Raw genomic sequence first — 21,648 nt, 5'->3', positions numbered from 1 at the left:
CCGACGATAACCATCAGCCCGCCGTGCGCTTTCACGATTCATCCTTTTTCGGCTGCTTTTTATTACAGGCCCAGGTTCTATGCCCGACTACGTTAACTGGCTTCGCCATGCGTCCCCCTACATCAATGCCCACCGCGACTGTACCTTTGTGGTCATGCTGCCTGGCGATGGTGTGGAACATCCCAACTTCGGCAATATCGTCCACGACCTGGTGCTGCTGCACAGCCTGGGTGTGCGATTGGTGCTGGTCCACGGTTCGCGCCCACAGATCGAAGCGCGCCTTGAAGCGCGGGGCCTGACCCCGGCTTACCACGAAGGCTTGCGCATCACCGATGCCGCAACCCTGGAGTGCGTGATCGACGCGGTCGGCCATCTGCGTATCGCCATCGAAGCGCGCCTGTCGATGGACATGGCCTCGTCGCCGATGCAGGGCTCGCGCCTGCGCGTTGCCAGCGGCAACCTGGTGACGGCACGTCCGATCGGTGTACTCGAAGGCGTGGACTACCATCACACTGGCGAAGTGCGCCGCGTCGACCGCAAGGGTATCAATCGCTTGCTGGATGAGCGCTCCATCGTGTTGCTGTCGCCGCTGGGGTATTCGCCCACCGGTGAGATCTTCAACCTGGCCTGCGAAGACGTCGCGACCCGCGCCGCCATCGACCTGGGCGCCGACAAACTGCTGCTGTTTGGCGCCGATATGGGCTTGATCGATGAGAACGGCCGCCTGGTACGCGAGCTGCGCCCGCAACAGGTGCCGGCTCACCTGCAGCGCCTGGGTAAAACCAACTATCAGGCCGAATTGCTCGATGCCGCCGCCGAAGCGTGCCGGGGTGGAGTAGGGCGCAGCCATATTGTCAGCTACGCCGAAGACGGTGCCTTGCTCACCGAGCTGTTTACCCGGGACGGCGGCGGTACGCTGGTGGCCCAGGAGCAATTCGAGCAGGTGCGCGAAGCGGCGATTGAGGATGTCGGCGGTTTGCTCGACCTGATCAGCCCGCTGGAAGAGCAGGGCATCCTGGTACGCCGTTCGCGGGAAGTGCTGGAACGTGAGATCGAGCAGTTCAGCGTGGTGGAGCGCGAAGGCATGATCATCGCCTGTGCAGCGCTGTATCAGATCGCCGATTCGGACGCGGGAGAGCTGGCTTGCCTGGCAGTGAACCCGGAATATCGCCATGGCGCTCGTGGCGATGTGTTGCTGGAGCGCATCCAGGCCCGTGCCCGGGCGCAGGGGTTGAAGACCTTGTTTGTCCTCACCACCCGCACCGCGCACTGGTTCCGTGAGCGGGGGTTTGTGCCGAGCAGTGTCGACCGCCTGCCGTCGGCGCGGGCGTCGCTGTACAACTATCAGCGTAATTCGAAGATCTTCGAGAAGGCCCTGTAACCCACACCCTGTAGGCGCCGGTAACCCGGCTCCTACAGGGTGCAGGGCTTGACGAATTTGTCGGTCACGAAGGCCGAGTCATCCGGCAGCACTACCTCGACCTTTCCCTGTTACTCCAAGAGCTGCGCCGTCTCCCCGATCGCCTTCGCCGTGCCGCCTTTTGGCAGCGCATCGGTTTGTTGTGCCTGGGCATCCGGGAATGTCGTGCCGGCTAGCAGCTCATGAATGTCTGCGGCGTCGGTGCCTGTCATTTTCGCGATTTTCTGCAGCGGTTTCGAATCTACTAATGAGAGGTTGAGACAAACGGCGTGGCGATGGTTTTACCGAACAAATCCTTGGGTGCGTCAATGTGGCTGTCCTTACGCACCACCGATGCTTCAGAAGTATTGATCTGGGCCGATACGATGAACGCGACGATGGATAGATTCCGTGATGCCGCTGCGGCAGCGGCGCTGGAACCGAGGTTGCCGATTTGCACGTCGCCCGAGGCGATGGCGGTTACGACTTCCGGCCCACTGTTGAATGGCGCCAGGCAATTTTCTAGCCGATGGGCAAATCGGCCGCTTTGACACCAAAAGAAACTATTAGTGACACAAAAACTGTAACAAATTGACGGGAGGATATGCGTTTGGCCATGATGGCGTCGCCTTTTTGATCGTGGGTGACGTATGCAACCTTACGGCCACACTAATCGATCTAAAAAAGTGCTAACAAATACCCTTTAGGAATTAGCTTGTGAAGCGGTTCGTCTACGCTGACGGGTTCGCGTCATGCAAAGGCTTATTCCCGAATCGTATGAAAAAGAATGAAATAATTCTTTTTGGGTGTATGAAAAACTCATTACCCTGCAGGGACCAAATCAACTGCGATTAGACGAAGGTAGTAGACACACAAGGTTACGATTGACTTGGTGGTCACTATCTGGCGCTAATCGCGCATCTGTGGATCGAGGGCGTCAGACCCGAGACCAAAGAAATACAAAAATTAGAAATGAGAGGAGCGGTACATGAAGAAGTCCACCTTGGCACTGGCTGTAGCCCTGGGCGCAATCGCTCAGCAAGCAGGCGCTGCCGGTTTCATCGATGACAGCAAAGTAACACTGGGTCTGCGTAACTTTTACATCAACACTGACAACCGTGACTCGGCTGCTGGCACACCCGCCAACAAGCGTGCCGGTGTTCAGAGCAAGAACGAAGAATGGGGCCAAGGCTTCGATCTGCGCTTCATCTCCGGTTACACCCAAGGCACCGTGGGTTTCGGTCTTGATGCTATCGGCCTGCTGGGTGTTCGCCTGGACTCCGGCGGTGGCACGAATGGCGCAACTGCCTCGTCTTATGGCGGCACTGTGTTCCCGAGCAAATCCAATGGCGAAGCCGTTGATAACTACTCGAGCCTGGGCCTGACTGCCAAGGCCAAGATCTCTCAGACCGAACTGAAGCTGGGTACGCTGATGCCCAAGCTGCCCGTCATCGTGTCGAACGACGGTCGTCTGCTGCCGCAAACCTTCCAGGGTGGCCAGATCACCACAAACGATCTCAACAAGGACCTGACGCTGGTTGCGGGTCAGATCGAAAAAGCCAAGGGTCGTAACTCCAGCAACGTCGACAACCTGTCGATCGCGGGTGCCAACTCCCGTGGCGTCAACTGGCGTGACAGCAACAAGTTCTACTACGCCGGTGGCGACTACAAGATCACCAAGGATCTGACTGCCCAGTACTACTACGGCAACCTGGAAGACTTCTACAAACAGCACTTCTTGGGTCTGACCCACAACTGGGCTATCGGCCCGGGCGTACTGAAGTCTGACCTGCGTTATTTCAACAGCTCCGATGACGGTAAAAACGGTCACGAATCCGCCTACTTCTCCTCGGGTAACTACAGCGGTGTGAACTCCGGTCGCGGCAAGGTTGATAACAACCTGTACAGCGGTCTGTTCCTCTACACCGTTGCAGGTCACACCTTCGGTGGTGGTTACCAAGTGAGCAACGGCAGCAGCGACTTCCCTTGGCTGAACCAAGGCGACGGTTCGTCGGCTTACCTGACCACTGACATGCAGATCGCCAAGTTCGCCCGTGCCGGCGAACGTACCTGGCAAGCTCGCTACTCCTATGACTTCGCCAAGGTTGGCGTGCCTGGCCTGACCGCCGGTGTTGTTTACCTCAAAGGTACCGACATCGATACCGTCAACAGCACTCGCGCAGAATTCACCGGCCAGTCCGAGTGGGAGCGTGATATCACTGTTGCCTACGTAGTGCCAGAAGGCCTTTTCAAAAACGTCGGTGTCGCCTGGAAAAACGCTATGTGGCGCAACGATGTTGCGGCCGCGCGTGATCAAGACGAAAACCGTGTAATCGTCAGCTACACCTACGCGTTCAAGTAACTGCGTAAAACCCTGCCCGGTGCAACACCGGGCAGGATGTCTTGCTTTCAAGTCGGGCCAAACCCCCGCAGGCCCTTCCTGACCCCTCTTTGTACAGCGTCTCAAGGCCTTCTCGAACCTTGAAAACGATGTTGCTCCTCGTCTGCCCCCGCGTCCAATGAACAGATTTTTAATATTCCTTTATCATCTAGATAAATTGATATTTATTCTTTTTAAATAATCCACAATCCATGCACAGTGGGCTCCATAAGCACTCACCAGGAGCCACACCATGAGCCTAAGACTGGGCGATATCGCCCCCGACTTCGAACAGGATTCCAGCGCCGGCACGATTCGTTTCCACGAATGGCTGGGCGATAGCTGGGGTGTGCTGTTTTCCCACCCGGCGGATTTCACCCCGGTGTGCACCACCGAGCTGGGTTTCACCGCCAAGCTCAAGGACGAATTCGCCAAGCGCGGCGTCAAGGCCATCGCCCTGTCGGTCGACCCGGTGGATTCGCACCACAAGTGGATCGAAGACATCAACGAAACCCAGAACACTGTTGTCAACTTCCCGATCCTGGCCGACGCCGATCGCAAAGTGTCCGACCTCTACGACCTGATCCACCCCAACGCCAGTGACACACTCACCGTGCGTTCCTTGTTCGTGATCGACCCGAACAAGAAGATCCGCCTGACCATTACCTACCCGGCCAGCACCGGGCGCAACTTCCACGAGATCCTGCGGGTCATCGACTCGTTGCAGCTCACCGACAGCCACAAGGTCGCCACGCCCGCCAACTGGCAGGACGGTGATGAGGTGGTGATCGTGCCTTCGCTCAAGGATGAGGAAGAGATCAAGAGACGCTTTCCGAAGGGCTATCGCGCGGTGAAGCCGTACCTGCGCCTGACACCACAACCGAATCGCTGATCACATAGCAGGGGTTTTGAGGCCGTTTCGACGGCCTTTTTTTTCGGCTGCGATTTAATATGTCGCATATGCATTTAAAGAATAAACAAATGAAAAAATAAGATTTATAGATATATGAATCTGCTGATAAGGTCTGTTCCATCTTGGCGCCATCGCCACACAGCGAACCGCCGACACCTGCTCAAGGAATTCCTGCATGTTGGTCGTAACACTTGGAGGCAGCCCCAGCCAGCGCTCCCGCTCCGGGGTATTGCTGGATAAAACCCGTCAGTGGTTGCAAGACAAAGGCGTAGAAGTGGTGAGTTATCAGATACGGGACTTCCCGGCTGAGGACCTGCTGCATGCGCGCTTCGACAGCCCCAAGGTCATCGACCTGTTGCAACAAGTGGCTAACGCTGACGGCCTGGTGATCGCTACGCCGGTATACAAGGCCTCGTTCTCCGGCGCGCTGAAGACCGTGCTGGACCTGCTGCCCGAACGCGCCCTGGCCCACAAGATCGTGTTGCCGATGGCCACCGGCGGCAGCATCGCCCACATGCTGGCGGTGGACTATGCCTTGAAGCCGGTGCTGTCGGCGCTGAAGGCCCAGGAATTGCTCCACGGCATCTTTGCCGAAGACAGCCAGATCGCGTATGGCGAAGGCAGTGCCCAGGCGCAGTTGGTGCCAGTGCTCGAACAGCGTTTGCACGAAGCCCTGGAAACACTGTACGGCGCAATGGCCCGTCGCCCGAAACCGCTGGACCCCCACGTGTTGAACGAACGTTTGTTGAGTGCTCGCTGGAGCATCTGAGCCTCACTGATATACCGAAACACTCACCTTACTCAGCCGCCAACGGCCAAGCAGGTGCAGCCAAAACCCCTAATCGCATTTTTGGAGAGAGCGCCATGCGCACTGTCATCTTGCGTCGTGGTCTGGTCGCACTGTTTGCTGCGGCTGTGTCCTTCGGCGCCATTGTTCAAGCTCAAGCCGCCGAGACCCTGCGGATCGGCTATCAGAAATACGGCACGTTGGTGCTGCTTAAGGCCAAGGGCACCCTGGAAAAACGCCTGGCGGCCCAGGGCGTGAATGTCCAGTGGACCGAGTTCCCTGGCGGCCCCCAGCTGCTTGAAGGCCTGAATGTCGGCTCCATCGACTTTGGCGTGACCGGCGAAACCCCGCCGGTGTTCGCCCAGGCTGCCGGTGCCGACCTGCTCTACGTGGCCTACGAACCACCGGCGCCGACCAGCGAAGCGATCCTGGTGCCGAAAGACTCACCGATCAAATCCGTGGCCGAGCTCAAGGGCAAGAAAATCGTGCTCAACAAAGGCTCCAACGTGCACTACCTGCTGGTGCGGGCCCTGGAAGATGCCGGCCTGAAATACACCGATGTGCAAACCGTATTCCTGCCGCCCGCCGATGCCCGTGCCGCTTTCGAGCGTGGCAGTGTGGACGCCTGGGTGATCTGGGACCCGTACCAGGCCGCCGCCGAGAAACAACTGCAGGCCCGCACCCTGCGTGACGGCACCGGCATCGCCGACAACCATCAGTTCTACCTGGCGACCAAACCGTATGCCGAACAACACCCGCAAGTGATCAAGGCGCTGGTGGAAGAAGTGCGCGCCGTGGGCGAATGGTCCAAGGCCAACCCCCAGGAAGTCACCGAACAAGTCGCACCGCTGCTCGGTCTGCCGGCTGACATCACCCTGACCTCGGTAAAACGCCAGGGCTACGGCGCGCTGTTCCTGACCCCGGAAGTGGTCGCCGCCCAGCAGAAAATCGCCGACAGCTTCTACCAACTCAAATTGATCCCCAAACCCTTGAGCATCAAGGACGTGATCTGGACGCCACCCGCCGCCGTTGCCAACGCGCCGTAATCCGACTTCTTCAGGAGACAACTCCATGAGCCTCAATATTTTCTGGTTCCTGCCTACCCACGGCGACGGCCATTACCTTGGCACCGCCGAAGGCGCTCGCGCCGTTGACCACGGTTATCTGCAGCAAGTGGCCCAGGCCGCCGATCGCCTGGGATTCGGTGGGGTGCTGATCCCGACCGGGCGCTCCTGCGAAGACTCGTGGCTGGTGGCCGCTTCGCTGATCCCGGTGGCCCAGCGCTTGAAATTCCTTGTCGCGCTGCGCCCCGGGATCATTTCCCCGACGGTGGCTGCGCGTCAGGCCGCGACCCTGGATCGTCTGTCCGGTGGCCGTGCGTTGTTCAACCTGGTGACCGGCGGCGATCCGGAAGAATTGGCCGGCGACGGCTTGTTCCTCAGCCATGAAGAGCGCTACCAGGCCTCGGTGGAATTCACCCGCATCTGGCGCCGTGTGCTGGAAGGCGAGACCGTGGATTACGACGGCGAACACATCAGCGTCAAAGGCGCCAAGCTGCTTTACCCGCCGATCCAGCAACCGCGTCCGCCACTGTACTTCGGCGGCTCCTCCGAAGCGGCCCAGGACCTGGCAGCCGAGCAGGTGGAAATGGTGTTGACCTGGGGTGAGCCACCGGCCGCTGTCGCGGAAAAAATCGAACAGGTACGCGCCAAGGCCGCCAAGCTCGGGCGTACCGTACGCTTTGGTATCCGCCTGCATGTGATCGTGCGTGAAACCAACGAAGAAGCATGGAAGGCCGCCGACAAACTGATCTCCCACCTGGATGACGACACCATCGCCCGTGCCCAGGCCTCTTTGGCACGCTTTGATTCTGTCGGCCAGCAACGCATGGCGGCGTTGCATGGCGGCAACCGCGACAACCTCGAAGTCAGCCCCAATCTGTGGGCCGGCGTCGGCCTGGTGCGTGGGGGTGCGGGGACGGCGCTGGTGGGCGATGGCCCGACCGTGGCGGCACGCGTCAAGGAGTACGCCGCGCTGGGTATCGACACGTTTATTTTCTCCGGTTATCCACACCTGGAAGAGTCGTATCGCGTTGCCGAATTGCTGTTCCCTCACTTGGATATCGAGCGACCCGAGCTGCCGAAAAGCGCCGGCTACGTCAGCCCGTTCGGCGAGATGGTCGCCAACGATATCCTTCCTAAAGCTGCGTCACAGAGCTGAGGCCGCCCCATGAGCTATGAAAAACTAAGCCATCGCGTGGCGCCCTGGGTACTGCCGGTGCTATTGCTCGCGGTGTGGCAGTTGTCGGTGTCGGCGGGGTGGTTGTCGACCCGTATCCTGCCGGCGCCCAGTGCCGTGATTGCTGCCGGCGTGCATCTGGTCGCCAGCGGTGAGATCTGGACGCACCTGGCGATCAGTGGCTGGCGTGCCGGCCTGGGATTTGTGATCGGCGGCAGCATCGGCCTGGTCCTGGGCTTTATCACTGGCTTGTCGAAGTGGGGCGAACGCCTGCTGGACAGTTCGGTGCAGATGATCCGCAACGTGCCGCACCTGGCGCTGATTCCGCTGGTGATCCTGTGGTTCGGCATTGATGAGACGGCGAAGATTTTCCTGGTTGCCCTCGGCACGCTGTTCCCGATCTACCTGAATACCTACCACGGCATCCGCAATGTCGACCCGGCGTTGGTGGAGATGTCGCGCAGCTACGGCTTGTCCGGGTTCAGCCTGTTCCGCCAGGTGATCCTGCCGGGTGCGCTGCCGTCGATCCTGGTGGGCGTGCGCTTTGCCCTGGGCTTCATGTGGCTGACGCTGATCGTGGCGGAAACCATATCGGCCAGCTCCGGCATCGGCTACCTGGCGATGAACGCCCGTGAATTCCTGCAAACCGACGTGGTGGTGTTGGCTATCGTGATGTACGCCATCCTCGGCAAACTCGCCGATCTGGCTGCTCGTGGCCTGGAGCGTGTGTGGCTGCGCTGGCACCCGGCCTATCAAGTGAATAAAGGAGGTGCGGCATGACAGCTCAACAACCTCCGCGCCTGCTCAAGGGCATCCCCCTGGCGGTACGCAAGTTGCGCAAGGCCTTTGGCGCACGGGAAGTGCTCAAGGAGATTGACCTGCACATACCTGCCGGCCAATTCGTGGCGGTGGTCGGCCGCAGTGGCTGCGGCAAAAGTACCTTGCTGCGCCTGCTGGCCGGGCTGGACAAAGCCAGCGGCGGCGAGCTGCTGGCCGGTTCCGCACCGCTGAGCGAAGCGCTTGAAGACACGCGGTTGATGTTCCAGGAAGCGCGCCTGTTGCCATGGAAAAAGATCATCGACAACGTCGGCCTTGGCCTTAAAGGCGATTGGCGCCCCAAAGCGTTGGAAGCCCTGGAGGCGGTCGGCCTGGCTGAACGTGCCAACGAGTGGCCGGCGGCGCTGTCCGGTGGGCAGAAGCAACGCGTGGCCCTGGCCCGTGCGCTGATCCACCAACCGCGCCTGCTGTTGCTGGATGAGCCGCTGGGGGCGCTGGATGCCCTGACCCGCATCGAGATGCAGCAACTGATCGAAAACCTGTGGCAGAAGCATGGCTTCACCGTGTTGCTGGTAACCCACGATGTCAGCGAAGCCGTGGCAATTGCCGACCGCGTCATCCTGATCGAAGACGGCGAAATCGGCCTCGACCTGATCGTCGACCTGCCACGCCCGCGTGCACGGGGCTCACATCGCCTGGCCGCGTTGGAAGCTGAAGTGCTCAACCGTGTGCTGTCGTTGCCCGGCTCGCCACCGGAACCCGAACCTGTTTCACCGCTGCCTACGCAATTGCGTTGGGCTCAATAACTCACTCGTCCCCTGAAGGAAGAACACCATGACTATTAAAGCCATCAACGTGCGTAACCAGTTCAAAGGCACCATCAAGGAAATCGTCGAAGGCGACGTGCTGTCGGAAATCGACGTGCAGACCGCGTCCGGCATCGTCACTTCCGTGATCACCACCCGCTCGGTCAAAGAGCTGGAGCTGGTGATTGGCAGCGAAGTGATTGCCTTTGTGAAATCCACCGAGGTGTCGATCGCCAAGTTGTGATCGCGCTTGCCCCCGATGAGGCCGGCCCAGCCCCTACAAAATTAACGCTTGGGCAGATAGGGCGGCAGGTACAGCCCTACATAGGCATCAAACACCCGAATCCCTTCCTCCGCCATGCGCGGCGTGATCAACCCATGCTGATGCACCGAGCGTGCATACACGCGGTCGCTCAATTCCAGCGCCAGCGCGAACACATCCACGTCTTTCGGCAAGGTCGGCACTTCGAAGTGCCGGTTGAACACCGCGAGCATCAAATCTCCCAGCTCCAGATCATGCTGACGATCCGCCTGGGTCACTTCGGTCAGCCCATGCTGGGCCAGGATCAACTGGCGTGCGGCGGCGTCGTGCTCGTAGATGCTGAGCATGCGCTGTTCGACGATGCAGGACAGGTCGCGCCAATGCTTGAGTGAGTCGTGGTCGATGGGCGCCTGAATCGCCGCCCGGAAAGCGGCATGCACATCGGCGGTCAGAGCTTCCAACAGCGCCGGCACACTGGCGAAGAAGTGATACACCGACGACGGCGGAATCTGCGCCCGCTCGGCCACGCCGTAGATCGACAAACCCGCCACGCCTTCGGCAGCCAGCAAGGTGCGGGCGGCGTCGAGGATCGCGTCGATCCGGGCCTGACTGCGGGCGCGGGGTTTGCGAAGGGCGGCGGGGCGGGTGGTCATGGAAGTCTCCTACAAGGCAGCGGGCATTGTACGCAGAGCCTGAAGATGATCCATACCTGGGGCGAGGGCTTTTGTGGTGAGCGAGTTTGTTGTGGCGAGCAGGCTTGTTGTGGCGAGCGGGCTTGCCACAACAAGCCTGCTCGCCACATTTACAGTCGCAACCGCTTACACGGTATGCAGGTACCAGTTGTACTCAAGGTCGGAGATGGAGTGTTCGAACTCTTCCAGCTCACTTTCCTTACAGGCTACGAAGATATCGATGTATTTAGGATCGATGTACTTCGCCATCACCTCGCTGTCGTCCAACTCGCGCAATGCATCGCGCAGGTTGTTCGGCAGGCTTTGCTCGTTTTGCTCGTAGCTGTTGCCTTCCACCGGTGCGCCAGGCTCAATCTTGTTGGTCAGGCCGTGGTGCACGCCTGCCAGGACCGAAGCCATCAGCAGGTAAGGGTTGGCGTCGGCGCCGGCCACGCGGTGTTCGATACGTACGGCATCGGACGAGCCGGTCGGTACGCGAATCGCCACGGTACGGTTGTCCAGGCCCCAGCACGGCGAGTTCGGCACGTAGAACTGTGCGCCGAAACGACGGTAGGAGTTGACGTTGGGGCACAGGAACGCCATCTGGGCGGGCAGGGTCTCGAGCACACCGCCGATCGCGTGACGCAATGCGGCGTTCTGCTCGGGATCCTCGCTGGCAAAAATGTTCTTGCCGTCTTTGTCCAGGATCGAGATGTGTACGTGCAAACCGTTGCCTGCCTGGCCCGGATACGGCTTGGCCATGAAGGTGGTGTCCATCTCATGGTCGTAGGCGATGTTCTTGATCAGGCGCTTGAGCAGTACCGCGTAGTCGCAGGCCTTGATCGGGTCGGCCACGTGGTGCAGGTTCACTTCGAACTGCGCCGGGGCACTTTCCTTGACGATGGCGTCGGCCGGGATGCCTTGTTCTTTCGCACCTTCCAGGATGTCCTGGAGGCAGTCGACATATTCGTCGAGGTCGTCGATCAGGTAGACCTGTGTCGAGTGCGGGCGTTTGCCGGAGATCGGCGAGCGGGGCGGTTGTGGGCGGCCGTTCACGTTCTCCTGGTCGATCAGGTAGAACTCAAGCTCGAAGGCGGCGCAGATGGTCAGACCGAGGTCGTCGAATTTGCTTACAACTTGGCGGAGCACTTCGCGCGGATCGGCGAAGAAAGGTTCACCTTCCAGTTCGTGCATGGTCATCAGCAGTTGCGCGGTGGGGCGCTTTTGCCAGGGTTCATTGCACAGGGTGTCGGGGATCGGATAACAGATTCGGTCAGCATCACCGATGTCCAGGCCCAGGCCGGTGCTTTCCACCGTAGAGCCGTTGATATCCAGGGCAAATAAAGAGGCAGGCAGGTTAATGCCCTTCTCGTAAACCTTGTGGAGGCTGGTGCGTTCGATGCGCTTGCCGCGCACCACACCATTCATATCCGCAATTAGAAGGTCTACGTACAGAACCTCAGGATGATCCTTAAGGAACGCGTTCGCTTCGTTAAGCTGAACGGCACGCGGGGGTACCGACATGATGCAACACCTTTGTTGTTAAAAATATCAATCATTGATCTTTTCTGGTTTCAGTCAACCCGAACGGCATGCCGAAGTCAAGCGAGGCCTTTTTTGCCCTAAAAAAGCGCCGTGAAGGCTTTTTTGGGGCTTTTTGGGGCGGTTTTTTGGGTTTGAGAGGCTTGGGACTCGCAGGCTTGAGCGGGCCGTGTTGTATTTTTTACGGGGGTGTTGTGTAAAAAAATGAACAAGGCTAAGCTCGATTCAAACCCATAACAGCAATAATACCGGGGTGCTTCATGTTTCACCTGCCGCCCAACGGCGTCTTGGCCTGCTTCAGCCAGGCTGTGTCATCCGTATTTTCCTCCCGCGTGATAGCGCGCCCCCCGGCCAATATTCTTGACGCCCGGTCTACCCTCTTTTTTGCTTCCTCATTTGTCAGAGAGCGGCGTGCGCCCTGCGTGCTGCTCAAGATTGCGCACAACTTTGGCGTGAGGAATGCAACGCAGCAGCAAATGGCAGGTAAGCTCCTACCCTGAACGAAAAAACGACGCGGATGCTGCGTCAAACAACGCCTGGCCTTTAATGGATGCCAGGAAACCCAGCCCAGAGGCATTTATGAGTAACAACCTCGACCAGCTCACCGATTGGTTGAAAGACCACAAGATCACAGAAGTCGAATGCATGATTGGCGACCTCACCGGTATCACCCGGGGCAAGATCTCGCCGACCAACAAGTTCATTGCCGAAAAGGGCATGCGCCTGCCCGAAAGCGTTCTGCTGCAGACCGTGACCGGCGACTATGTCGAAGACGACATCTATTACGAATTGCTCGACCCGGCCGATATCGACATGATCTGCCGCCCCGACCAGAACGCCGTGTTCCTGGTGCCTTGGGCCATCGAGCCGACCGCCCAGGTGATCCACGACACCTACGACAAGCAAGGCAACCCGATCGAGCTGTCGCCGCGCAACGTGCTCAAGAAGGTCCTCAAGCTCTACGCCGACAAAGGCTGGCAGCCCATCGTGGCGCCGGAGATGGAGTTCTACCTGACCAAGCGCTGCGAAGACCCTGACTTCCCGCTGCAACCGCCGATCGGCCGTTCCGGCCGCCCGGAAACCGGTCGCCAGTCTTTCTCTATAGAAGCCGCCAACGAATTCGACCCGCTGTTCGAAGACGTCTACGACTGGTGCGAACTGCAGGAGCTGGACCTCGATACCCTGATCCACGAAGACGGCACGGCGCAGATGGAGATCAACTTCCGTCACGGCGATGCCCTGTCCTTGGCCGACCAGATCCTCGTGTTCAAGCGCACCATGCGCGAAGCCGCGCTCAAGCACGACGTGGCCGCCACCTTCATGGCCAAGCCGATGACCGGCGAGCCTGGCAGCGCGATGCACCTGCACCAGAGCATCATCGACATCGCCACCGGCAAGAACGTCTTCTCCAATGAAGACGGGACCATGAGCCAGCTGTTCCTCAACCACATTGGCGGCCTGCAGAAATTCATCCCTGAACTGCTGCCGCTGTTTGCCCCCAACGTGAACTCGTTCCGCCGCTTCCTGCCCGACACCTCGGCGCCGGTGAACGTCGAGTGGGGCGAAGAAAACCGCACCGTCGGCCTGCGCGTACCGGATGCCGGTCCGCAGAACCGCCGTGTGGAAAACCGCCTGCCGGGCGCCGACGCCAACCCGTACCTGGCGATTGCCGCCAGCCTGTTGTGCGGCTACATCGGCATGGTCGAAGGCCATAACCCGAGCGCGCCGGTGGTGGGCCGTGGTTACGAGCGGCGCAACCTGCGCCTGCCGTTGACCATCGAAGACGCCCTGGAGCGCATGGAAAACAGCAAGACCATCGAGAAATACCTGGGTCAGAAATTCATCACAGGCTACGTCGCGGTCAAGCGGGCCGAGCATGAAAACTTCAAGCGCGTGATCAGTTCGTGGGAGCGGGAATTCCTGCTCTTTGCCGTCTGATACGCCGGGCGCGCCCTTTGAACGGCGCGCCCTTTACTGAAAAGTCTAGGAGATTGGTATGTCCAGCAACAACCCGCAAACCCGTGAATGGCAAGCCTTGAGCAGCGATCACCACTTGGCGCCGTTCAGCGACTTCAAGCAATTGAAAGAGAAAGGCCCACGGATCATCACCAAAGCCCACGGCGTTTACCTGTGGGACAGCGAAGGCAACAAGATCCTCGACGGCATGGCCGGCCTGTGGTGCGTGGCGATCGGTTATGGCCGCGATGAACTGGCTGACGCCGCCGCCAGGCAAATGAAAGAACTGCCGTACTACAACCTGTTCTTCCAGACCGCTCACCCGCCAGTGCTGGAACTGGCCAAGGCCATTTCTGACATCGCACCAGCCGGCATGAACCACGTGTTCTTCACCGGTTCCGGCTCCGAAGGCAACGACACCATGTTGCGCATGGTCCGCCACTACTGGGCGATCAAGGGCCAGCCGAACAAGAAAACCATCATCAGCCGCAAGAATGGCTACCACGGTTCCACCGTGGCCGGCGCCAGCCTGGGCGGCATGACCTATATGCACGAGCAGGGCGACTTGCCGATCCCGGGCATCACCCACATCGCCCAGCCGTACTGGTTTGGCGAAGGCGGCGACATGAGCCCGGAAGAATTCGGCGTGTGGGCCGCCAACCAGTTGGAAGAAAAGATCCTAGAACTGGGCGTGGACAACGTCGGCGCCTTTATTGCCGAGCCGATCCAGGGTGCCGGTGGCGTGATCGTGCCGCCGGCCACCTACTGGCCGCGCATCAAGGAAATCCTCGCCAAGTACGACATTCTGTTTATCGCCGACGAAGTCATCTGCGGTTTCGGCCGCACCGGTGAGTGGTTCGGTAGCGACTTCTACGACCTCAAGCCCCACATGATGACCATCGCCAAGGGCCTGACCTCGGGCTACATCCCCATGGGCGGCCTGATCGTGCGCGATGACGTGGTGGCGGTGCTCAACGAAGGTGGTGATTTCAACCACGGCTTCACCTACTCCGGTCACCCGGTGGCCGCTGCAGTGGCGCTGGAAAACATCCGCATCATGCGCGATGAAAAAATCGTTAACCGTGTGCATGATGAAACGGCACCGTATTTGCAGAAACGCCTGAGGGAGTTGGCGGATCATCCGCTGGTGGGCGAAGTGCGCGGCGTGGGCATGCTCGGTGCCATTGAACTGGTGCAGGACAAGGCCACCCGCAAGCGCTACGAAGGCAAGGGTGTCGGCATGATCTGCCGCACGTTCTGCTTCGAAAATGGCCTGATCATGCGCGCCGTGGGTGACACCATGATCATTTCGCCGCCGCTGGTGATCAGCAAGGCAGAAATCGACGAGCTGGTGACCAAGGCTCGGCAGTGCCTGGACCTGACTTTGGCGGCATTGCAGGGCTAAGTGCTAGGCTCAGAACGCAGCGGCTTTCGGGTGCTGCGTTCAGGGCAGTTATAAATGAGGCTTTGGTTGAAAGCCGGCCTCGGAACTTGCCAGACTGTCGCCCTGTTTTGTTGCCCTTTGGCTGGGCTACTCAACATTGAAAGCTTGTGGCCCAAAAAAGAAAAAATCGGAGCATCACCAAATGAAGGCATTAGGTTTGAAGAACGCTGGCAAGACCCTCCTCGCCTTGTCCCTGATGGGCGCAATGGCGGGCGCGGCCCAGGCAGACGATAAAGTGCTGCACGTCTACAACTGGTCCGACTACATTGCACCGGACACCATCGCCAAGTTTGAAAAAGAGTCGGGCATCAAGGTGGTGTACGACGTTTTTGACAGCAACGAAACCCTGGAAGCCAAGTTGCTGGCAGGCAAGTCCGGTTACGACATTGTCGTGCCGTCGAACAACTTCCTCGCCAAGCAGATCAAGGCCGGTGTCTACCAGGAGTTGGACAAGTCCAAGCTGTCCAACTACGACAACCTGAACAAATCCCTGCTCAAGGCCGTGTCGGTCAGCGACCCGGACAACAAGCACGCCTTCCCGTACATGTGGGGCTCGATCGGTATCGGCTACAACCCGGAGAAGGTCAAGGCCGCGCTGGGCGTGGACAAGATCGACTCGTGGGACGTGCTGCTCAAGCCTGAAAACATCGCCAAGCTCAAAAGCTGCGGCGTGAGCTTCCTCGATTCGCCAACCGAAATGCTGCCGATCGCGCTGCACTACCTGGGCCTGCCGACCGACAGCCAGAAGAAAGACGACCTCAAGCAGGCCGAAGCGCTGTTCCTGGAGATCCGTCCTTCGATCGGCTACTTCCACTCGTCCAAGTACATTTCCGACCTGGCCAACGGCAACATCTGCGTTGCCGTGGGTTACTCGGGTGACATCCAGCAGGCCAAGTCCCGCGCGGCCGAAGCCGGTGGCAAGGTCAAGGTGGCCTATGACATTCCGAAAGAAGGCGCTGGCAGCTTCTTCGACATGGTCGCCATCCCTAAAGATGCCGAGAACGTCGACGCGGCCTACAAGTTCATGAACTACCTGCTCAAGCCGGAAGTCATGGCGTCGATCACCAACAGCGTGCGTTTCCCGAACGGTAACGAGAAGGCCACCGCACTGGTCGAAAAAGATATCACCAGCGACCCGGGCATCTACCCGCCAGCGGATGTGCAGGCCAAGCTCTACGCCATTGCCGACCTGCCGGCTGCGACCCAGCGTGAAATGACACGCAGCTGGACCAAGATCAAGTCCGGTAAGTAAGCGCTGAAACCGGTGGAGGGGCAGTTTGACTGCCCCTCTCACAAATTAAATAACAGAAAGTTTTGCCGGATCGGTTTATCGAGGGTAAGTTGCGCGCCGGTTTTGTTGCCGGGCAACAACTTTGGGCCCAACTATTTAAGAGGACCTCCACTTGCCAATTTCTTTATTTCGCAAAGCCATGCTGGTGGGTGCAGGTATCACGCTGACGTTGAGCGTACAGGCCGCACCGACCGTGCATATTTATAACTGGTCGGATTACATCGGCGACGACACCCTGGCCAACTTCGAAAAGGCCAGCGGCATCAAGCCCGTGTATGACGTGTTTGACTCCAACGAAACCCTGGAAGGCAAGCTGCTGGCCGGGCGTACCGGCTACGACGTGGTGGTGCCGTCCAACCACTTCCTGGGCAAGCAGATCAAGGCCGGGGCATTCCAGAAGCTCGACAAGTCGTTGCTGACAAATTACGCCAACCTTGACCCGGCGCTGCTCAAGCGCCTGGAAAAGAACGACCCGGGCAACCAGTACGCCGTACCGTACCTGTGGGGCACCAATGGCATCGGCTACAACGTCGATAAAGTGAAGGAAGTGCTGGGCGTCGACCATATCGATTCCTGGGCCGTGCTGTTCGAGCCGGAAAACATGAAGAAACTGGCGACGTGCGGCGTGTCGTTCATGGACTCGGCGGACGAAATGCTGCCGGCAGTGCTCAACTACATGGGCCTGAACCCCAACAGCGAGAACCCTGAAGACTACAAGAAGGCCGAAGCCAAGCTGCTCAAAGTGCGGCCCTACGTGACCTACTTCCATTCTTCCAAATACATCTCGGACCTGGCCAACGGCAACATCTGCGTGGCGGCCGGGTTCTCCGGCGATGTGTTCCAGGCCAAGGCTCGCGCAAGCGAAGCGGGCAAGGGCGTGAACATCGCCTACGCGATTCCGAAGGAAGGCGGCAACCTGTGGTTCGACGTGCTGGCCATCCCCAAGGATGCCACCAACGTCAAAGAGGCCCACGCCTTCATCAACTATTTGCTGCAACCTGAGGTGATCGCCCAGGTCAGTGATTACGTCGGTTACGCCAACCCTAACCCAGGGGCGGACAAACTGATGAAGCAATCGATACGCACGGACGAAGCGGTTTACCCACCGCAGGCGGTACTCGACAGGACCTTCGTCAACTTCGAGCTACCCCCGAAAGTGCAACGTTTGATGACCCGTAGCTGGACCAAGGTCAAGACGGGCAAGTAAGGCTCAAACTATCCAAGGTTCGCCCGCCTCGGGCGCACAGAAATTTTTGTTGGGAGTTTCGTAAATGGCAGTTGCCTCCGGCGCCTATAAGAAAGCCCTCGAAGGGGACCAGACACCGAAGAAGGTGCTGGTCAAAATCGACCGGGTCACGAAGAAGTTCGACGAGACGATTGCCGTGGACGACGTGTCCCTGGAAATCAAGAAGGGCGAGATCTTCGCCCTGCTCGGCGGTTCGGGTTCGGGCAAGTCCACCTTGCTGCGCATGCTCGCAGGTTTCGAGCGCCCGACCGAGGGCCGCATCTACCTCGACGGCGAGGACATCACCGACATGCCGCCCTACGAGCGGCCGATCAACATGATGTTCCAGTCCTACGCCCTGTTCCCGCACATGACCGTGGCGCAGAACATCGCCTTCGGCCTGCAACAGGACAAGATCCCCAAGGCCGAGATCGACGCCCGCGTGGCCGAGATGCTCAAACTGGTGCAGATGAGCCAGTACGCCAAGCGCAAGCCGCACCAGTTGTCCGGTGGCCAGCGCCAGCGTGTGGCCCTGGCCCGTTCCCTGGCCAAGCGTCCGAAACTGCTGTTGCTCGATGAGCCCATGGGCGCTCTCGACAAGAAGCTGCGTTCGCAGATGCAACTGGAGTTGGTGGAGATCATCGAGCGCGTGGGCGTGACCTGCGTGATGGTGACCCACGACCAGGAAGAGGCCATGACCATGGCCGAGCGCATCGCGATCATGCACCTGGGCTGGATCGCCCAGATCGGCAGCCCGATCGACATTTACGAAACGCCTACCAGCCGCCTGGTGTGCGAGTTCATCGGCAACGTCAACATCTTCGACACCCAAGTGGTCGATGACGCCGAAGGCCACGCGGTGCTCAAGTGCCCGGACCTGGACCGCGACATCTATGTGGGCTACGGCATCGCCACCTCGGTGGAAGACAAGTCGGTAACCTACGCCATCCGCCCGGAAAAACTGTTGGTCACCACCGAAATGCCGACCTGCGAGCACAACTGGTCCAGCGGCAAGGTGCACGATATTGCCTACCTGGGCGGCCATTCGGTGTTCTACGTGGAGTTGCCGAGCGGCAAGCTGGTGCAGTCCTTTGTGGCCAACGCCGAGCGCCGTGGCCAGCGGCCAACCTGGGGTGACCAGGTCTACGTATGGTGGGAAGACGACAGCGGCGTGGTACTGCGCTCATGAACATGAAGAAGCTCAAGCGCCGCCTGCAACGAATAACGCCCAGTGGCCGTCATGCGGTCATTGGCATTCCCTTCCTGTGGCTGTTCCTGTTCTTCATGCTGCCGTTCTTCATCGTCCTGAAGATCAGTTTTGCCGAAGCCGACGTGGCGATCCCGCCGTATACCGAGATCTACACCTTCGTTGAGCAGAAACTGCAGTTGGTGCTCAACCTGGGCAACTACGCGATGCTCGGCGACGACGAGTTGTACATCGCTGCGTACCTGGGCTCGCTGAAAATGGCGTTCTTCAGCACGCTGCTGTGCCTGTTGATCGGCTACCCGATGGCCTATGCCATCGCCAGTGCGCGCAAAGAGATGCAGACCGTGCTGGTGCTGCTGATCATGATGCCGACCTGGACCGCGATCCTGATCCGCGTGTATGCGTGGATGGGCATCCTCAGCAACAACGGTTTGCTCAATGGCTTCCTGCTGTCCATCGGGTTGATCAACGAGCCGCTGCAGATCCTCAACACCAACATCGCGGTGTATATCGGCGTGGTCTATTCGTACCTGCCATTCATGATCCTGCCGCTGTACGCCAACCTGGTGAAACACGACCAGAGCCTGCTGGAAGCCGCTTCGGACCTGGGTTCGAGCACCTTCAACAGCTTCTGGAAGATCACCGTGCCGCTGTCCAAGAACGGCATCATCGCCGGTTGCATGCTGGTGTTCATCCCCGTCGTGGGCGAGTTCGTGATCCCGGAACTGCTGGGCGGCCCGGAAACCCTGATGATCGGTAAAGTGTTGTGGCAAGAGTTCTTCAACAACCGTGACTGGCCGGTGGCCTCTGCCCTGGCGGTGGTGATGCTGGCGATCCTGATCGTGCCGATCATCCTGTTCAACCGCAGCCAAGCCAAAGAGATGGAGGGCAAGGTATGAAGCGCTTCAGTTTCTCGAGTTTCATGCTGGTGGCGGGGTTGCTGTTCATCTACCTGCCGATGCTGATCCTGGTGATCTACTCGTTCAACGAATCCAAGCTGGTGACAGTGTGGGGCGGTTGGTCGATCAAGTGGTACGTGGGCCTTCTGGACAACACCCAGTTGATGGGCTCTGTGGCGCGTTCCCTGGAAATCGCCTGCTACACGGCAGTGGCCGCGGTAGCGCTGGGCACCCTGGCGGCCTTCGTGCTGACGCGCATCAGCCAGTTCAAGGGCCGCACGCTGTTTGGCGGCCTGGTGACCGCGCCATTGGTGATGCCCGAGGTGATCACCGGTCTGTCGCTGTTGCTGCTGTTCGTGGCCATGGCGCAGATGATCGGCTGGCCCCAGGAGCGTGGCATCGTCACCATCTGGATCGCCCACACCACGTTCTGCGCGGCGTATGTGGCGGTGGTGGTGTCGGCGCGCTTGCGTGAGCTGGACCTGTCGATCGAAGAAGCGGCGATGGACCTGGGTGCGCGGCCGTGGAAGGTGTTCTTCCTGATCACCATCCCGATGATTGCGCCGTCGCTGGCGGCGGGCGGCATGATGTCGTTCGCGTTGTCCCTGGATGACCTTGTGCTTGCCAGTTTCGTATCGGGCCCGGGCTCGACGACCCTGCCGATGGAAGTGTTCTCGGCGGTGCGCCTTGGGGTCAAACCCGAAATCAACGCCGTGGCCAGCCTGATCCTGCTGGCGGTGTCGCTGGTGACCTTCCTGGTGTGGTTCTTCAGCCGGCGTGCCGAAGAGATGCGCAAGAAGGCCATTCAGCAAGCGATTGAAGAAGCCGCTGCCGATGGCTGGCAGCAGCCGGACAAGCGCCGGGCAGCTGCACCGGTCTAAATGTGGGAGGGGGCTTGCCCCCGATGACAGTGTGTCAGCCAATGGATATGTGGCTGATGCTCCGCTATCGGGGGCAAGCCCCCTCCCACGTTTGACTGCATTTCAAGTCCAGGGCGACTTGCGGATCACCTCCACAAAATTCATCGGTTTGAACCCTGGCTCCTGATCCACCAGCACATCCGTCTTCACGTTGCCGAACGTGGTCTGAGGACGATGGCGCAAGCCGTCGGCAAACGCGCAGATGATGCACTCCTTGAACCCCTCGCCGCGTGGGTGCGCATGCACCACGGCTTCGCGCTGCAAGCTGGAAAACGCGGCGTAGTCCATGCCCAGCACGTCCATTTCGACGCCGGCCGTCACCAGTGCCACAGTCGGGCGCAAATGCTGCGGCACGCCCGGCGTGGTGTGCAGGGCGATGGACAGCCACACCTGTTCGATATCGTCATCGCTCAGCCCGTACGGCTTGAGGAACGCGGCTGCGGCGTTGGCGCCATCCACTTCGAAGCGCTCGTTGTCACTGCGATGCCCCTCCACCAGGCCCAAGTCATGGAACATCGCGCCGACGTAAAGCAGCTCCGGGTTGTAGGCCAGTTGCTTGCGTTCACCGCTCAAGGCGCCGAACAGGAATACCCGGCGCGAGTGGTGGTAGAGCAGGTCGGATTCGACGTCGCGGATGTATTCGGTGGTGGCCTTGGCCAGGGCGCTGTCCGGAATCGGGATGCCGGCGATGGTGGTGGTCATGGTGGTTCTCCTCAACAAAGCGCCGGGGGTGGCGCCGATGAGTCCAGTCTGTTCGCGTGCCCGCCAAGGGGCCATCGCGGCGGGGGAGCGATCCCGGCCAATGTGCTGGCATATCACGCCAAGGGTGTACTCGGGCAAATGTGGGCGCTGGCTTGTCGGATCGCCGCACCGCTGCGATATCATCACCTCGGTATACCTGATGGACCGAGTCGCTTGCATCGCAGGCAAG

19 protein-coding genes and 1 pseudogene are annotated in these 21,648 nt (G+C 59.6%); 16 read left to right on the top strand and 4 right to left on the bottom strand.

Going from position 1 to position 21,648, the window contains the following annotated elements; all coding sequences use genetic code 11:
• Positions 1 to 79 precede the first annotated feature (79 nt).
• Positions 80 to 1,381: an amino-acid N-acetyltransferase gene (gene argA, locus AC3WP7_RS10935; RefSeq protein WP_071490437.1), complete on the top strand. Its 1,302-nt coding sequence runs from the start codon at positions 80 to 82 to the stop codon at positions 1,379 to 1,381.
• A gap of 32 nt (positions 1,382 to 1,413) precedes the next feature.
• Here argA and AC3WP7_RS10930 read toward each other — a convergent pair.
• A pseudogene (locus AC3WP7_RS10930) lies at positions 1,414 to 2,017 on the bottom strand (ABC transporter substrate-binding protein).
• Positions 2,018 to 2,387: 370 nt separating this feature from the next.
• Between AC3WP7_RS10930 and AC3WP7_RS10925 the strand changes: the two are divergent.
• The 8 genes from AC3WP7_RS10925 (at position 2,388) to AC3WP7_RS10890 (ending at position 9,544) form a co-directional block, all read left to right on the top strand.
• Entirely contained in the window at positions 2,388 to 3,761 is a 1,374-nt protein-coding gene (locus AC3WP7_RS10925; RefSeq protein ID WP_102592410.1) for an OprD family porin, read from the top strand.
• Between the two features lie 271 nt (positions 3,762 to 4,032).
• A complete protein-coding gene (locus tag AC3WP7_RS10920) occupies positions 4,033 to 4,671 on the top strand; it encodes a peroxiredoxin (protein ID WP_071490435.1) in 639 nt (212 codons plus the stop codon).
• A gap of 196 nt (positions 4,672 to 4,867) precedes the next feature.
• Complete coding sequence (gene ssuE / locus AC3WP7_RS10915) at positions 4,868 to 5,461, top strand: NADPH-dependent FMN reductase (RefSeq protein WP_058426479.1); 594 nt, start codon at positions 4,868 to 4,870, stop codon at positions 5,459 to 5,461.
• Between the two features lie 95 nt (positions 5,462 to 5,556).
• Entirely contained in the window at positions 5,557 to 6,525 is a 969-nt protein-coding gene (locus tag AC3WP7_RS10910) for a sulfonate ABC transporter substrate-binding protein (RefSeq protein WP_071490434.1), read from the top strand.
• Positions 6,526 to 6,550: 25 nt separating this feature from the next.
• Positions 6,551 to 7,699 (top strand): FMNH2-dependent alkanesulfonate monooxygenase, encoded by a 1,149-nt coding sequence (gene ssuD / locus AC3WP7_RS10905; RefSeq protein ID WP_102592411.1) that lies wholly within the window; start codon positions 6,551 to 6,553, stop codon positions 7,697 to 7,699.
• Positions 7,700 to 7,708: 9 nt separating this feature from the next.
• Positions 7,709 to 8,497 (top strand): aliphatic sulfonate ABC transporter permease SsuC, encoded by a 789-nt coding sequence (gene ssuC / locus AC3WP7_RS10900; RefSeq protein WP_071490432.1) that lies wholly within the window; start codon positions 7,709 to 7,711, stop codon positions 8,495 to 8,497.
• The gene (gene ssuB / locus AC3WP7_RS10895; RefSeq protein WP_092241799.1) at positions 8,494 to 9,300 is read left to right on the top strand and encodes an aliphatic sulfonates ABC transporter ATP-binding protein; all 807 of its coding nucleotides are present in this window, start codon (positions 8,494 to 8,496) and stop codon (positions 9,298 to 9,300) included. Before ssuC ends, ssuB begins: the two co-directional genes overlap by 4 nt.
• Positions 9,301 to 9,328: 28 nt before the next feature.
• Complete coding sequence (locus AC3WP7_RS10890; protein WP_003213899.1) at positions 9,329 to 9,544, top strand: TOBE domain-containing protein; 216 nt, start codon at positions 9,329 to 9,331, stop codon at positions 9,542 to 9,544.
• A 41-nt stretch (positions 9,545 to 9,585) separates the two neighbouring features.
• On the opposite strand, the gene AC3WP7_RS10885 is transcribed toward AC3WP7_RS10890, so the two are convergent.
• Positions 9,586 to 10,215: a TetR/AcrR family transcriptional regulator gene (locus AC3WP7_RS10885; RefSeq protein ID WP_102592412.1), complete on the bottom strand. Its 630-nt coding sequence runs from the start codon at positions 10,213 to 10,215 to the stop codon at positions 9,586 to 9,588.
• 165 nt (positions 10,216 to 10,380) lie between these two features.
• A complete protein-coding gene (locus AC3WP7_RS10880) occupies positions 10,381 to 11,757 on the bottom strand; it encodes a glutamine synthetase family protein (protein ID WP_003213894.1) in 1,377 nt (458 codons plus the stop codon).
• A 597-nt stretch (positions 11,758 to 12,354) separates the two neighbouring features.
• Here AC3WP7_RS10880 and AC3WP7_RS10875 point away from each other — a divergent pair.
• The 7 genes from AC3WP7_RS10875 to AC3WP7_RS10845 all read left to right on the top strand — a co-directional run bounded on the left by AC3WP7_RS10875 (position 12,355) and on the right by AC3WP7_RS10845 (position 20,678).
• Entirely contained in the window at positions 12,355 to 13,713 is a 1,359-nt protein-coding gene (locus AC3WP7_RS10875; protein WP_003176780.1) for a glutamine synthetase family protein, read from the top strand.
• Between the two features lie 58 nt (positions 13,714 to 13,771).
• A complete protein-coding gene (locus AC3WP7_RS10870) occupies positions 13,772 to 15,136 on the top strand; it encodes an aspartate aminotransferase family protein (RefSeq protein ID WP_092241813.1) in 1,365 nt (454 codons plus the stop codon).
• A 196-nt stretch (positions 15,137 to 15,332) separates the two neighbouring features.
• Positions 15,333 to 16,427 carry a polyamine ABC transporter substrate-binding protein gene (locus AC3WP7_RS10865; RefSeq protein WP_102592415.1) on the top strand — a complete coding sequence of 365 codons (1,095 nt, stop codon included), beginning with the start codon at positions 15,333 to 15,335 and terminating at the stop codon, positions 16,425 to 16,427.
• A 151-nt stretch (positions 16,428 to 16,578) separates the two neighbouring features.
• Positions 16,579 to 17,673 carry a polyamine ABC transporter substrate-binding protein gene (locus AC3WP7_RS10860; RefSeq protein ID WP_071490428.1) on the top strand — a complete coding sequence of 365 codons (1,095 nt, stop codon included), beginning with the start codon at positions 16,579 to 16,581 and terminating at the stop codon, positions 17,671 to 17,673.
• Positions 17,674 to 17,737: 64 nt separating this feature from the next.
• Positions 17,738 to 18,880, top strand: a complete 1,143-nt coding sequence (locus AC3WP7_RS10855; RefSeq protein WP_010207336.1) for an ABC transporter ATP-binding protein — start codon at positions 17,738 to 17,740, stop codon at positions 18,878 to 18,880.
• Positions 18,877 to 19,797 carry an ABC transporter permease subunit gene (locus AC3WP7_RS10850; RefSeq protein WP_092241816.1) on the top strand — a complete coding sequence of 307 codons (921 nt, stop codon included), beginning with the start codon at positions 18,877 to 18,879 and terminating at the stop codon, positions 19,795 to 19,797. Before AC3WP7_RS10855 ends, AC3WP7_RS10850 begins: the two co-directional genes overlap by 4 nt.
• Positions 19,794 to 20,678, top strand: coding sequence for an ABC transporter permease subunit (locus AC3WP7_RS10845; RefSeq protein WP_058426490.1), 885 nt, complete (start codon positions 19,794 to 19,796; stop codon positions 20,676 to 20,678). The genes AC3WP7_RS10850 and AC3WP7_RS10845 overlap by 4 nt, the downstream gene beginning before the upstream one ends.
• A gap of 102 nt (positions 20,679 to 20,780) precedes the next feature.
• On the opposite strand, the gene AC3WP7_RS10840 is transcribed toward AC3WP7_RS10845, so the two are convergent.
• Positions 20,781 to 21,419: an HD domain-containing protein gene (locus AC3WP7_RS10840; RefSeq protein ID WP_071490426.1), complete on the bottom strand. Its 639-nt coding sequence runs from the start codon at positions 21,417 to 21,419 to the stop codon at positions 20,781 to 20,783.
• Positions 21,420 to 21,648: the final 229 nt, after the last annotated feature.

The sequence above is a fragment of the Pseudomonas sp. FW305-3-2-15-C-LB1 genome, assembly GCF_058787615.1.
This window is presented reverse-complemented; position numbering and strand designations above follow the sequence as displayed.